We start from the raw sequence: 13967 nt of genomic DNA, 5'->3' as shown, positions 1-13967 counted from the left end.
GTGTACAGCGCCGTCAGCCGGTGGGACATAGCGGCGGCGACCGCCGCGTTGACCCCCGCCATTTCCCACCGGCCAGGGCCGTCAGCACCCAACGGGACATCGCAACCGAAACGCCGGGCAGATCCGCCACCACGCCCCGCTCACGAGTGCGGTCAATGCCCGACGGGACATAGAGCAGCGGCAACCGGCACGTTGACCCCGCCACGTCCCACCCGCCAAGGCCGTCAGCACCCAACGGGACATCGCAACCGAAACGCCGGGCAGATCCGCCACCACGCCCCGCTCACGAGTGCGGTCAATGCCCGACGGGACATAGCAGCGGCAACCAGTGTGCCGCGCGGCATCGGCGTCGACAGTGCTCGGTCCGCGCGGCAGCCGCCATTGTCAGTGCGCGGCGTTGTCCCAACTCCGCCCGGTGCCGACCGAGACGTCGAGGGGCACCGAGAGGTGGATCGCGGCGGCCATTTGTTCCTTGGCCAGCGCCTCCAGGGTTTCCCGTTCGCCCTCGGCCACCTCGAACAGCAATTCGTCGTGGATCTGCAGCAGCATCCTGGAGCGCAGGCCTGCGGCCTCGATCGCCTTGTGCACGTTGATCATCGCGACCTTGATGATGTCGGCGGCGGTGCCCTGGATGGGGGCGTTGAGCGCCATCCGCTCAGCGGCCTCGCGGCGCTGCCGGTTGCTGGAGTCCAGGTCGGGCAGGTAGCGGCGGCGGCCGAACAGGGTCGAGGTGTAGCCGACCTTGCGGGCCTGCTCGACCACCTCGTACAGGTAGTCGCGGATGCCACCGAAGCGGTCGAAGTAGACGTCCATCTGCTCCTTGGCCTCGGTGGTGCTGATCTTCAGCTGGGCGGCCAGGCCGTAGGAGCTCAGACCGTAGGCCAGCCCGTAGGACATCGCCTTGATCCGGCGGCGCAGCTCCGGGGTCACCTCGGCGATCGGGATGTCGAAGGCCTTGGACGCCACGAAGGTGTGCAGGTCCTCACCCGAGTTGAAGGCCTCGATCAGGCCTTCGTCGGCGGACAGGTGCGCCATGATGCGCATCTCGATCTGGCTGTAGTCGGCGGTCATCAGCGACTCGTAGCCCGCGCCGACGACGAAGGTGTCGCGGATCTGCCTGCCGGTGTCGGTGCGGATCGGGATGTTCTGCAGGTTCGGCTCGGTCGACGAGAGTCGTCCGGTGGCGGCGATGGTCTGGTTGAACGTGGTGTGGATGCGGCCGTCGTCGGCAACGCACTTCAGCAGACCGTCGACGGTCACCTTCAGTCGCGTCGCGTCGCGATGCTCGAGCAGGTGCTGCAGGAACGGGTGCTCGGTCTTCTCGAACAGCGACTCCAGCGCGTCGGCGTCGGTGGTGTAACCGGTCTTGGTGCGCTTGGTCTTCGGCATGTCGAGCTCGTCGAACAGCACCACCTGCAGCTGCTTGGGCGAGCCGAGGTTGATCTGCTTGCCGATCACCTCGTAGGCCGCGTTGGCCGCCTCGGTCACCTTGTCGGCGAACTGGCGTTGCAACGTCTCCAGCTGGTCGGTGTCGACCGCGATGCCGGCGTCCTCGAGGTTGGCCAGCACGCTGAGCAGCGGCAGTTCCATGTCCTCGAGCAGCGGGACGGACTCGATCTGCTGCAGCTCGGTGTCGAGTGCGTCGGCGAGGTCGGCGACGGCCCTGGCGCGCAGCATCTCGGTCTGCGCGAGTTCGGCGTCGACGGTGTCCTCGTCGTCGAGCAGCGAAAGCTGGGGGGTCTCATCGGTTTCGGCGCGCAGTTCGCGGCGCAGGTAGCGCAGCGAGAGGTCGTCGAGGTTGAAGCTGCGCTGGCCGGGGCGGACCAGGTAGGCGGCCAGCGCGGTGTCGCAGGTGAGTCCGCCGAGCGTCCAGCCGCGGCCGCGCAGCGCGTGCATGGCGGCCTTGGCCTCGTGCAGCGCCTTCGGCACGGCCGGGTCGGCGAGCCAGGCGCCCAGTGCCGCTTCGTCTTCCGGGGTCAGGATCGAGACGTCGATGTAGCCGCTCTCACCGTCGCCCGCCGCGATGGCCAGTGCGCGCACGTCCCCGTTTCCGGGGGTGCCGGAGCCGACGATCGAGACGCCCTGCCGGACACCGGCTTTCGCGTGCTCGGTGAGCCAGTCGGCGACCGCGCCCACCTCCAGTGCGCCGCCGCTGATCTCGAAGCCCGCCTCGGCTTCTGGCTCCTTCGGGGCCAGCGTCTCGAACAGCCGGTCCCGCAGCACGCGGAACTCCAGGTCGTCGAAGAGCTGATGGATCTTGTTGCGGTCCCACGGCTGCTGCGCCAGCTGGTCCGGGGTGTACGGCAGCGGCATGTCGCGCACCATCTCGGTGAGCTGACGGTTCAGGATGACGCTGCTCAGGTTGGCGCGCAGCGCGTCACCGACCTTGCCCTTCACCTCGTCCACCTTGTCCACCAGCGAGTTCAGGTCGCCGTACTCCCGGATCCACTTGGCCGCGGTCTTCTCGCCGACGCCGGGGATGCCGGGCAGGTTGTCGCTCGGGTCGCCGCGCAGCGCCGCGTAGTCCGGGTACTGGGTGGGGGTGAGGCCGTACTTGGCGAACACCTCGTCGGGGGTGAACCGGGTCAGGTCGGAGACGCCCTTGCGCGGGTAGAGCACCGTCACGTTCTCGTTGACCAGCTGGATGGCGTCGCGGTCGCCCGAGACGATCAGCACTCGGAAGCCTTCGTCCACCGCCCGGGTGGTGAGCGTGGCGATGATGTCGTCGGCCTCGAAGCCCTCGATCGCCATCACCGGGATGCCCATCGCGCCGAGCACGTCCTTGGTGAGTTCGACCTGCCCGCGGAACTCGTCCGGGGTCTGCGACCGGTTCGCCTTGTACTCCGGGTATGCCTCGGTGCGGAACGTCTTGCGGTTCACGTCGAACGCCGTCGCGATGTGCGTCGGCTTCTCGTCGCGCAGCAGGTTGATCAGCATCGCGGTGAACCCGTACACCGCGTTGGTGGTCTGCCCCGTCACCGTCTTGAAGTTCTCCGCCGGTAGCGCGAAGAACGCGCGATAGGCGATCGAATGCCCGTCCAGCAACAGCAGAGTCGGCCGGTCTCCCGGTGCGGATTCGCTGGAGCCGGACGCGGTGACAGGACGCTGAGCAGTCGTGGGTGAACTCACGCCCCAGAGTCTAGGGACCAGCACCGACAAGGTGATACGCCGACACCCACCCACCCCGAAACCCTGCACGTTCGTTGCCCGGAACGCGTGACCGCAAGCCGAGCGATCCTGCTCGCGGTCCGCTCCGGCTCCGGACCGTTCGCAGCGTCCTTCTCCTTCACCCCCGAAAGCCTCCGGCGCCGCCCGCCTGCGGACGAATTCTGAGGCGGGCGGCGCAGGGGGTTACAGGGTTGCGACAAGTTCTCGGAGGACCGGGAGGCTGAGGGAACCGGAGCCGAGGACTATGTCGTGGAAGGCCTTGATGTCGAAGGCGCTGCCGAGGCGTTCGGTGGCGGCGAGGCGCTGGCGGCGAATTTCCAGCTGGCCGATCTTGTAGCCGACGGCCTGACCGGGCATGCCGATGTAGCGGTCGACCTCGGTGGTGATCTCGGCGATGCCGGCGGGCGCGTTGGCCACCATGAAGTCGATGGCCTGCTGCCTGCTCCAGCCTTTCGCGTGCAGGCCGGTGTCGAGGACGAGGCGGCAGGAACGCATGGAGTCGCCGGACAGCATGCCGAGACGGCCCAGATCGTCCTCGTACAAACCCATTTCGTCGGCGAGCCGCTCGGTGTAGAGCGCCCAGCCTTCGACGAACGCGGTGTTCGCGTACGACTGGCGCTGGAACCGGGGCAGGTGGTCGAGTTCGTTGGCGATGGTGAGTTGCAGGTGGTGGCCGGGGATGGCCTCGTGGAACGCCACCGCGGCCGTCTCGAACCGCCCGCGGCCGGTGGGGTGATAAGTGTTGACGAAGTACGTGCCCGGCCGGGAACCGTCCGCGGCGGGCGGAAAGTAGTACGCCGCAGGGGCGTCGGCGGCGAGGAACTCCGGCATCGGCACGATGTCGCAGGATTCCTTGGGCAGCCTGCCGAACCAGTTGCCCACCTGGGCGTTCGCGGAGGTCAGCGCGTGGCGCGCGTCGAACATGATCTGTTCACCGTCGATGTAACAGAGCTCGGGATCGTCGCGCAGCCTGGCGAAGATCTCGCCGAGGTCGGCGGTGCCGAACAGCCGCTCGCCGATCGTCGCGTATTCCTCACGCAGCGCGGCGAGCTCGGTGAGGCCGAGCTCATGGATCTCGTCGGCGCCGAGCTCGGGCAGGGTGGTGTGGTAGCGCAGCTGGCGCTGGTAGATGTCCTCACCGTCGGCGCCGAGCCAGCACAGGCCCGCCTTGTCGTCCGGCCGACTCGCGGGCAGCAGTTCGTTGAACAGCACCTCCCGGTAACGCTGGAACGCCGGGCGGATCACATCACGTGCCACCTCGGTCAATTCGGCACGCCAGTTCGCCTCGCCATCCCAGTTCGGCGGACCGGCGAAGGTGACGAACGGATCTTCGGCCAGCTCCGAGGCCAGATATCCGTCGAGCTGGTTCAGCGACCGCTCGAGGGTGATCCGGGGCGGCGTGCGGCCCGCGGCCATCCCGTCCCGGAACCGATCGACGGCCTGCGCGAGCATGGTGTCGAACTGCCGGAAGCGCTGCACCAGTGCGAGCGCGTTGGCCGGCTCCGGCGCGTTGGTCTGCGGCGCCATCGTCAGCAGGTAGGCGTGCACGCCTTCCATCTGATCGGAGGCCATCTCCAGCGGACGGCACTCCAGCCGCTGGATCGCGCCCGCCAATTCGGTGCGCAGCAGGCTGCGGGTGGTGCGATCCGTGGCGTCGAGCCGCTCGGCGTCGAGCGTGTCGACCTGGCGCAACAGGTCGCGCCAGGTCGACAGCAGTTGTTGTTCGGCCGCGACGGACAGATCCTCGACGCGATCGTCGAAGCGCCGATCGCCGAGCAGTGTCGCGTCGCTGGGTTTGGCCTCCAGGAAGGTGTCCCAGTACCGCTCGGCCAGACCTGTCAGCTCATCGTGACCATTCATGGTCACGATCATGCCTCGAGGACGGCCTTGCGGCCCTGGGGATTACACCGGAACTACCCGACGCCCAGGTAGGCCGACTTCACCGACGGGTCGGTGAGCAGGTCGCGACCGGAGCCGGTCTTGGTGACGTCACCGGTCTCCATGATGTAGGCGCGGTGGCTGCGCGAGAGCGCCTGCTGGGCGTTCTGCTCGACCAGCAGCACCGTGGTGCCCTGCTGGTTGATTTCGGTGATGATCCGGAAGATCTGCTGAATGATCATGGGCGCCAAGCCCATCGACGGCTCATCCAGCAACAGCAGCCGTGGTCTCGCCATCAGCGCCCGGCCGATGGCCAGCATCTGCTGCTCACCGCCCGACAGTGTGCCGCCGACCTGCTTGCGCCGTTCCGACATGCGCGGAAACAGCTCGAACACCCATTCCAGCGTTTGGTTGTACTCCGCCTTCTGCTTGAACGGCCTTCCGTAGCAACCCATGTCGAGGTTTTCCTGCACCGTCATGCCGGGGAAAACACCCCGGCCCTCCGGTGCCTGGATCAGGCCCTCACCCACTCGCTCGTGCGCCTTCATGTGGGTGATGTCGCGACCCTCGAACACGATTTTGCCGCGGGTCAGCGGCAGCAGGCCGGACAGCGCCCGCATGGTGGTGGTCTTGCCCGCGCCGTTCGCGCCGAGCAGGGTCACCAGCTCACCCGCCGCCACCCGCAGCGAAATCCCGTGCAGCGCCTGGATTCTGCCGTAATTGACGACCATGTCGGTGACCTCGAGCAGGGTGTCGGACGCGTCCGAACCTCCCTTGGTCACGTCGACGGTCTGCTGATCCGGTTCTCTGTGCGATGTCATCGCTGCTCCTACCCGTCCGTCCCGTGCGCGCTCGTCCCCGACTCGATGGCGTCGTCGGGCACACCGAGATAGGCGGCGATCACCGCGGGGTCCTCCCGGATTTCGGCGGGCAGCCCGTCCGCGATCTTGCGGCCGAACTCCAGCACCACGATCCGATCGGTCACGCCCATCACCAGGCGCATGTCGTGCTCGATCAGCAGCACGGTGAACCCGTCGTCGCGGATCTTGCGGATCAGATCCATCAGCGCCGACTTCTCGCTCGGATTGAACCCGGCCGCGGGCTCATCCAGGCAGAGCAACTTCGGCTCTGTCGCCAGCGCCCTGGCGATCTCCAACCGGCGCTGATCGCCGTAGGACAGGTTGCGCGCCTTCTCCACCGCCATCGGTGCGATGCCGACGAATTCGAGCAGCGCCATGCCCCGCTCGATCGCATCGCGTTCCTCGCGGCGGTGCCGCGCGGTGCGGAAGATGGCGCCGGGCACCGAGGTCTTGTGCCTGGCGTCGGTGCCGACCACCACGTTCTCCAACGCGGTCATCTCGTTGAAGAGCCGGATGTTCTGGAAGGTACGCGCGATGCCGAGCCGGGTGATGGCGTTGCGCTTGGTCTTCGTCAGCGGTGCGCCGTCGAAATACACGGTGCCAGAGGACGGGCGGTACACCCCGGTGATGGCGTTGAAGCAGGTGGTCTTGCCCGCGCCGTTGGGCCCGATGAGCCCGAGGATCTCGCCGCGGCGGATCTCGAAACTCACCGCGTCCAACGCGGTCAGACCACCGAACTTCACGGTCAGCTCGTCGGTGCGCAGCAGCGGCGCACCGACCTCGGTCGCGATCTCGCGATGCGAGGCCACGACCTCCGCGACCGTCTCGGCGTCGGCCAGGTCCGGAATCACCGCGGTCACGTCGACCACACCGGCACTGGGCTCCGCCTCGGGTTCGGCGACATAGCCCGCGGCCATGTCCTCGTTGTCGAACAGTGCGCCACCGGCGCCCGGCCCGGTCATCGGGTCGCTCCGATCGAGTCGTCGCCGGACGGTCTGCGCACGGCTTGGTACACCTGCCGCCCGTAGGCGAGCAATTTCTGCCGGACCGGGAACAGGCCCTGCGGTTTGAAGATCATGACCACCATCAGCGTGATGCCGAAGAACAGATACTTGTAGTCGCCGAGTGATTGGGCGCCCGGCTTCTGGAAGACCAGCACGTTGTTCAGCACGACGAGCATCACGATCAAGGCAACCAGTCCGCCGGCCAGATAGCCGAGCCGGATCGGCCGTTCCTGATCACGAGCCCACCTGCGCCACCCCACGATCAGCCCGACCACCAGCGCGATGGTGAAGATCAACGCGAGCCAGCCGACCGCCGTCTGCCCGACCGCCTGCACCGAAAGCAACCGGTTCGGCAGATACACGATGACGAACGCGCCGACGATCACGCCGAGCTTGTTGCCCTGCCCGCCGATCACGACCGCGCACAGGAACAGCATCGAGTTGATGATGTTGAACCCGGTGGGATTGATGAACTGCACCTGCCCCGCGTACAGCGCACCCGAGAGCCCGCCGACCGCGGCGCCGATCATGAACGCCCACAGCTTGAACTTGAACGCGGGCACGCCCATTACCTCGGCCGCGTCCTCGTCCTCCCGGATCGCTACCCAGGCCCGGCCGACGCGGCTGCGCTCCAGGTTGCCGACGATCAGCAGGGTGACGATCACCAGCACCATGCCGACCCAGAACCACCAGGCGCCCGCGTTGGCCTTGTCGAGCAGGTTGGCGGAGTCCGAGTTTCCGACATTGCCGGAGGAGAACACGCCGTTCGGCTTCGTCTCGGATTCGCCGATGTGCGGGTAGGCGATACCGGACAGGCCGAGGCTGCCGTTGGTCACGTCGCCGAGGTTGTCGGCGAGCAGCCGGACGATCTCACCGAAGCCCAGCGTCACGATCGCCAGGTAGTCGCCGCGCAAGCGCAGCGTCGGCGTGCCGAGGATCAGCCCGGAAACCGCGGTGACCGCCACCGCCAACGGCAGACAGGCCAGCCACGCCCAGTCGTCGTTCAACCAGCCCTCGCCGGTCTGATTCCACGGACTGTTGGGACTGGTGAGCAGGCCGACGGTGTACGCACCGACGGCATAGAACCCGACATAACCGAGGTCGAGCAGACCCGCCTGTCCGACAACGACATTCAGGCCGACAGCGAGCAGGGCATACATGGCGAACTGCGCCATCACACCGCCGAAGCTGGTGCCCGGAGTGTCGATGAACGGGGGCGGGAACAACGGCAGCAACGCCAGCGCGATGAGGGCGGGCACTCCGACCGCCCACTGAGCCGGCCGGGACAGACCGCCCCACCAGGAACGCAGGGCGTCACCGACGCCGTGCATCGGACGCTCCGGCGCCGGTGGCGGAGCGGCAGTCTTGGTCGAAACGTTCATGCTCGTGCCTTCCCGAGACTCTCACCCAAAATGCCGGTCGGTCGAATCATCAGCACCAGCACGAGCACCACGAACGCGACCACGTCGCGCCATTCGGTGCCGAACAGGATCTGGCCGTAGTTCTCCGCCAGTCCGAGCAGCAGGCCGCCGAGCAGCGCGCCGCGCAGGTTACCGATACCGCCGAGCACCGCGGCACTGAATGCCTTGATGCCGAGGATGAATCCGCCCGAGTAGATGATCCCGTTCGGGATCTTGAGCGCGTACAGCAACGCGGCCGCACCGGCGAGCACGCCGCCGATGAGGAAGGTGAGCATGATGATCCGCTCCCGCGAGACACCCATCAGCGTCGCGGTGTCGGGATCCTGCGCCACGGCCCGGATGCCGCGGCCGAACTTGGTCTGATTGATGAGCAGCTCGGTGGCGATGGCCAGGATGACCGCGGCCACGATGATCACCAGCGTCACGTTGCTGATGTCCGCACCGCCGAAGCTGAACTGCGTGGTCGGCTCCACCAGCATGATCGGCTTCTGGGCATTGGTGCCACCCACGGACGGCCAGATCTTCGGCAGCACGAAGTGCACGATTTCCTGGATCACGAACGAGGCGCCGATGGCGGTGATGAGGAAGATCAGGGGTTTGGCGCCACGCCTGCGCAGCGGCCGATAGGCGACGCGTTCCAATCCGACTGCCGCGGCCCCGGAGACCGCCATGCCGAAGATCATCGCCAACGCCAAATAGGTGATGGTGAGGATGATGCCCTGGGAGTAGACATCACCGCTCGGCGAGAAACCGAGCAACATCAGCCCGATGTACTGACCGAACAGGCCGAGCATGAATATTTCCGAATGGGCAAAATTGATAAGCCGCAAAACGCCGTAGACCAGGGTATAGCCGACAGCAACCAGTGCGTAGATCGCACCATAGGACAATCCGTCGACGGTCAGTCGCCAGAAATCTTGGATCACGCCTTCATAGTTGAAGTCGATTGATCCACCGGCGAGTTGTACAGCGCCGGCTAATGCAGTGGGTGTCATTCGTAATTCGCCCTCATTCATTCACCCTCACGAAACAGCAGCACGTATCGGGATTCGCGCGAACCCCGGTACGTGCTGCGCGACTCGTGTGTATGGGTTACTTGACCGTGTAGATCCAGATCAGTGCGTTGCTGAGCTCGCCGTTGGCGCTCCACTTGTACTGACGGGCCAGTCCGGCACCGTCGTAGCTACGCACGTACTCCAGCAGGTCGGGACGAGTTACCTTGCCCGCGTCGATGCCCTTGGCCAGGATCGTGGCCAAGTCGTAGGCCTCGACCGAGTAGACACCCGAGGGCTGCTTGTTGAAAGCCTGGTAATCCTTCTCGAACTTCTCCGGAGCCGGACCACACGGGCAGGTCAGCGTCGCGCCCTTGGCCGCGCTGCCCGCCTGGGACAGGAACTGCGGGTCGTTGGTGCCGTCCGGGGCGACGAAGACGCCCTTGAAGCCACCCGACTTCAGCTGCTGCGCCAGCGGCGCACCCTCGGCGTAGTAACCGGCGAAGAAGACGGCGTCCGCGTTCGCACCCGCGATCTTGGTGACCGTGGCGGAGAAGTCCTTGTCGCCGGTCTTGATGCTGGACGAGCAGCTGGCGTCGGCCGCCGCACCGAGACCGTCGGTGATGCTCTTGGCCAGGCCGGTGCCGTAGTCGCTGTTGTCCTGGATGACGCAGACCTTCTTGTAGCCCGCGGTGCCGGTCAGGTACTTCGCCACCGACGGGCCCTGCACGTCGTCATGGGCCAGGCCGCGGAAGAAGCTGGTCCAGCCGTTCTGGGTCAGCGTGGCATTGGTGGCCGAGGAGGTCAGCGAGGCCAGGCCGGCATCGCTGAGGATCTTGCCGGTCGCCTTGGTCTCACCGGAGAACGTCGGGCCGAGCAGGGCGACGATCGACTTGTCGTTCACGATCTGCGGGATGACCTGGGTGGCCTTCTGCGGATCGCCCTCGGTGTCGAACGACTTCAACGTGATCTGGCAGCCGGGGTTGGCCTTGTTGTGCTGATCGAGCGCCAGCTTCGCGCCCATGTCGATGTTGATCCCGAGCGCGGCATTCGGGCCCGTCAACGCGCCGGCAAAGGCGATGCTGGTCGGAGCGCAGGTCGCCTTGCCGTCACCGGCGGGGTCGGCGGCCTTGGACGCGTCAGTCTTCGCAACTTCCTTGCCATTGATGTCTACCTGCACCACCGGCTGGATGGACAGCCCGGCTGCGCCGCTGGTACCGGACGAATCCGTACCGTTGCTGCTGGTCGATTTGTCACTACAACCGGTCAGCACCAGCGCGGCGGCAGCGCCGATAGCCAAAACACCTCGCGTCGTACGACTGTGCCATGTCGAACTAAGCACGTTTCACCTCTAAGTCCTGTGCTCCCCCGGGATCACCGAGGAGGCCGACCACGTCAGCCCGGTCAGAACTTAGCGTTCATACGTTAGTTCCGCATCACATTCGGATCATGAACGCGACATCGTGTCGAATTTTTGTTCACGATCGCGTTTCGCACGCGTAAAATTCACACCCGGCGACGGCCGAGGTCACTTGGGAGCGAGGTTCTCCAGCACGACCTCCGCGACAGCCTTCATCGTAGTCCGGCGATCCATTGCGGTCCGCTGAATCCACTTGAACGCCTGCGGCTCGGAAAGACCTTGGGTCTGCATCAGCACGCCCTTGGCCCGCTCCACCAGCTTGCGCGTCTCCAGCCGGTCGGACAGGTTCGCCACCTCGCCCTCCAGCGCGGTGATCTCATGGAAGCGGCTCGCCGCCAGCTCGATCGCCGGCACCAGATCCGACTTCGTGAACGGCTTCACCAAATAGGCCATCGCACCCGCGTCACGCGCCCGCTCGACCAGGTCACGCTGACTGAACGCGGTCAGAATCACCACCGGCGCAACACGTTTCGACGCGATCTCGGCCGCCGCATCGATGCCGTCCCGGCGCGGCATCTTCACATCCATGATCACCAGATCCGGTCGATGCTCCACCGCGAGATCCACCGCCTGCTGACCGTCGCCGGCCTCACCGACCACCAGATAACCCTCTTCGGTCAGCATCTCCACCAGATCCATGCGGATGAGCGCCTCGTCCTCGGCGACGACAACCCGCTTCGCCCCCGCGTCGCGCTTCGTGCCTGCGCCCCCTGCTGCTGTGCTCATAGGTAGACCCCTCTGGTTCAGATGCCTGCTCCGACACGCCGAGAGGTGGACGTTGGTCCAACTAGCCGACCATCGACCTCACCACCGCGCTATCGAGTGATGTAAAGAGTACCTTTCACTTCGGCATAGAACTCATATACCCAGGGCAAACCGCCCGGCCGCGGGTCGACGACCAACCAGTTAGGTCCCAGCCCACCCCACCCGCTATCATTTCCTCCCGGTGCGCCGGGTTGGCGGAACTGGCAGACGCGACGGTCTCAAAAACCGTTGTCCGAAAGGACGTGTGGGTTCGAGTCCCACACTCGGCACTCGACACTGGGCATCCTTGCCCGCGGAACGCGCGGGCGGGGGTGTCTCGTCGTCACACTGGGGGCGCAGCCCCCAGACCCCGCTCGGCGGGGCGTTGCCCCCCGAACCCCCTTCCAGTGGTGGCGTGGGTTGAGGTAGTCGCGATCGAATGTGTACCTCGTTGCGCGGTTTTCTTGCACGTGCATTCGCGCGGGCGATTTCCTCCGCACTCTTTTGCTCAAGCATCGGCTGAACGATCTTGACGTTCGCCCCCGTGCTGATCGTCAGAGACGCGGCTGTATGGCGAAGTGCTTGTGGCACAACACCCTTCGATTTCACCTCCGCTGCCGCGCGGTTGAACACCCACCGGAACTCCGTGGAGGTGCGGTAGCCGCCCTTGTGGCTCGGGAAGACCAACTCATCAGACTTCGCAACCACACCCTCCCTCCGCTCAGCGATGGTCAGTATCCACCGACCCATCCGCACCTGAGGTCAGCAACGAATCAGTTGCGACACTTACACCCGCGACCCTGAGGTCACCGTTGTTCCGGTAGGCAGCACTGCCATCGTTGGAGGAACACATGCTCGTTCTGCGATTTGCACTCGTTACCGTTGCTTGTGCCGCGTGGCTCGTGTCCGGAACCGGCCCGGCAGCCGCTCGGCCGATCGCCGAAGAAGGCACTCAGACGGACTGCCAGAGAGATGCGGCCAAAGAACGCGCTGAGCATAGTGGCCCCAGCCGCATCGTTCCGCGATGCGACAGAAACGGGGACTACGGGGCGCTGCAGTGCAGCGAGAATTCGCGATTCTGCCAAGTGTGGGATCCGAAGACAGGCGTCCCCCTCACCCAGCCGAGCACCAGGTTGAAGCGTGCCGACTACATATTGGCTAGGCACTACGCGGAAGAGCGCGGCCAAGAACCGCCCGTGTGTGCCCAAAATGGCGGCTTCGCAAGCTGACAGTGCAATCCCGGACACGCTCGACCAAGGACACTACTAGGAGTTGAGCGCTCTATCGATGCCCAGTGTGGCAATTAGATCTTCGTGCAGTTCGAACCAAACTCGGTGGGCCGATTGAGGTTTGGTGCCGGTTACCATTTCGGGATCGTCGGTGGCCGAGGCGAGGGCAGCGGCGAAGCGGGTGTCGTAGCCGGAAGAACGGGCGAGTCGTTCGGTGAGCCGAGTGGTGAGTGGGGCCAATTCCTCTGCCAGGTTTGCGAGTTCGGCCAGGATTCGCTGGTCACGGGGTGCGTCCCGATGGTCGTTCTCCTGCATGCTGCCGTCGGGCAGGATGATCAGTTGCCAGTCTGTGCACGCCTGCACCAACCGGGCGTTGAGCGGGAGGAACAAGCGGTAGACGTCTTCCACCAACACTTTTGCCGCGCACGCGGAAAGCTCGTCGGCCAGTAGCCGCTCGTTCTCCACGCGCCCACCCTCGGTGAGCGACCACCCCGCGTCTGCCCCGAAACTGAAGCGGCTGATCCAACCATCGGTCCGGAAGTCCCGCACGTGCGACTCGGCGAGGCCGACGGGCATTCCGTACCTGTCGGCCACCGCCTGCGTATCGACGAATCCGCCGAGGCGGATTGCGTGCAATGCGAGCAAGGAACTGCGTGAAACGTGCGGCATCCCGGACCATTTCCTCCTGTGTCGAGCAGCTGTGCTCGGTGCGGTGACATCAACGCTGGGTCGAGCGAACGGCATGAACGTGTCCATTGGTTCCATCGACCGAGATCGTCCGATAATTCGCCAGCGCCTCCATCGCACCTTCGGCCGCCACCACGGCGGGAATCCCGTACTCGCGGGCGACAATTGCCGCGTGGCACAGAATGCCACCGGTCTCGGCCACCACCGCGGCCGCGATGCCGAAGAGCACTGTCCACGATGGATCGGTCGTGCGGCAGACAATGACATCGCCGGCCCGAACCGCAGCGAAGTCATCGACACTGCGCACCAGCCGGACCGGGCCGGTGGCAACACCTTTGCTGCACGGAACACCGGTAACAATCGGCGCTTCCAGCGTCATGTCTTCTCCCGTCCGCCACGCAGAGCCAGCACAGTCCGGGCCTCGCAGCCGCTCGATCGCGGCGATCACCCCGCTTAGCGGCATCCACCCCTGCATGCGTCAACCTTAAGTTGACGATCGGTTCATCGTCAACTAGTAGTTGACGATGTGGCGATAGCTCATCGAAGGCTTTCGCCGACCGACCC

The 13967-nt window shown here is 65.7% G+C and carries 10 protein-coding genes, 1 tRNA gene and 1 pseudogene; 1 reads left to right on the top strand and 11 read right to left on the bottom strand.

The window, feature by feature from the left end:
* Positions 1-384: 384 nt before the first annotated feature.
* The 8 genes from polA to NN4_RS38315 form a co-directional block, all read right to left on the bottom strand.
* On the bottom strand, positions 385-3129 hold the full coding sequence (polA, locus tag NN4_RS38350; protein ID WP_147141494.1) for a DNA polymerase I: 2745 nt from the start codon (positions 3127-3129) through the stop codon (positions 385-387).
* 222 nt (positions 3130-3351) lie between these two features.
* Complete coding sequence (locus tag NN4_RS38345; protein WP_246181312.1) at positions 3352-5028, bottom strand: DUF885 domain-containing protein; 1677 nt, start codon at positions 5026-5028, stop codon at positions 3352-3354.
* 53 nt (positions 5029-5081) lie between these two features.
* Positions 5082-5777, bottom strand: a complete 696-nt coding sequence (locus NN4_RS38340) for an ABC transporter ATP-binding protein (RefSeq protein WP_135237963.1) — start codon at positions 5775-5777, stop codon at positions 5082-5084.
* 98 nt (positions 5778-5875) lie between these two features.
* Positions 5876-6868 carry an ABC transporter ATP-binding protein gene (locus NN4_RS38335; RefSeq protein ID WP_147141489.1) on the bottom strand — a complete coding sequence of 331 codons (993 nt, stop codon included), beginning with the start codon at positions 6866-6868 and terminating at the stop codon, positions 5876-5878.
* Positions 6865-8292 carry a branched-chain amino acid ABC transporter permease gene (locus NN4_RS38330; RefSeq protein WP_371865809.1) on the bottom strand — a complete coding sequence of 476 codons (1428 nt, stop codon included), beginning with the start codon at positions 8290-8292 and terminating at the stop codon, positions 6865-6867. The genes NN4_RS38335 and NN4_RS38330 overlap by 4 nt, the downstream gene beginning before the upstream one ends.
* On the bottom strand, positions 8289-9326 hold the full coding sequence (locus NN4_RS38325; protein ID WP_147141486.1) for a branched-chain amino acid ABC transporter permease: 1038 nt from the start codon (positions 9324-9326) through the stop codon (positions 8289-8291). The genes NN4_RS38330 and NN4_RS38325 overlap by 4 nt, the downstream gene beginning before the upstream one ends.
* 97 nt (positions 9327-9423) lie before the next feature.
* Positions 9424-10623 (bottom strand): branched-chain amino acid ABC transporter substrate-binding protein, encoded by a 1200-nt coding sequence (locus NN4_RS38320; RefSeq protein ID WP_147141483.1) that lies wholly within the window; start codon positions 10621-10623, stop codon positions 9424-9426.
* 228 nt (positions 10624-10851) lie between these two features.
* A complete protein-coding gene (locus tag NN4_RS38315) occupies positions 10852-11469 on the bottom strand; it encodes an ANTAR domain-containing response regulator (protein ID WP_014983319.1) in 618 nt (205 codons plus the stop codon).
* A gap of 224 nt (positions 11470-11693) precedes the next feature.
* Here NN4_RS38315 and NN4_RS38310 point away from each other — a divergent pair.
* Positions 11694-11777 (top strand) — tRNA-Leu (locus NN4_RS38310).
* 211 nt (positions 11778-11988) lie between these two features.
* Here NN4_RS38310 and NN4_RS47050 read toward each other — a convergent pair.
* The 3 genes and pseudogenes from NN4_RS47050 to NN4_RS38290 form a co-directional block, all read right to left on the bottom strand.
* A pseudogene (locus tag NN4_RS47050) lies at positions 11989-12237 on the bottom strand (tyrosine-type recombinase/integrase); the annotation flags it as partial.
* A 515-nt stretch (positions 12238-12752) separates the two neighbouring features.
* On the bottom strand, positions 12753-13385 hold the full coding sequence (locus NN4_RS38295; protein WP_147141477.1) for a transcriptional regulator: 633 nt from the start codon (positions 13383-13385) through the stop codon (positions 12753-12755).
* A gap of 49 nt (positions 13386-13434) precedes the next feature.
* On the bottom strand, positions 13435-13782 hold the full coding sequence (locus NN4_RS38290; RefSeq protein WP_147141474.1) for a PEP-utilizing enzyme: 348 nt from the start codon (positions 13780-13782) through the stop codon (positions 13435-13437).
* Positions 13783-13967 lie beyond the last annotated feature (185 nt).

The sequence above is a fragment of the Nocardia ninae NBRC 108245 genome, assembly GCF_007990755.1.
Classification (GTDB): Bacteria; Actinomycetota; Actinomycetes; order Mycobacteriales; family Mycobacteriaceae; genus Nocardia; species Nocardia ninae.
This window is presented reverse-complemented; position numbering and strand designations above follow the sequence as displayed.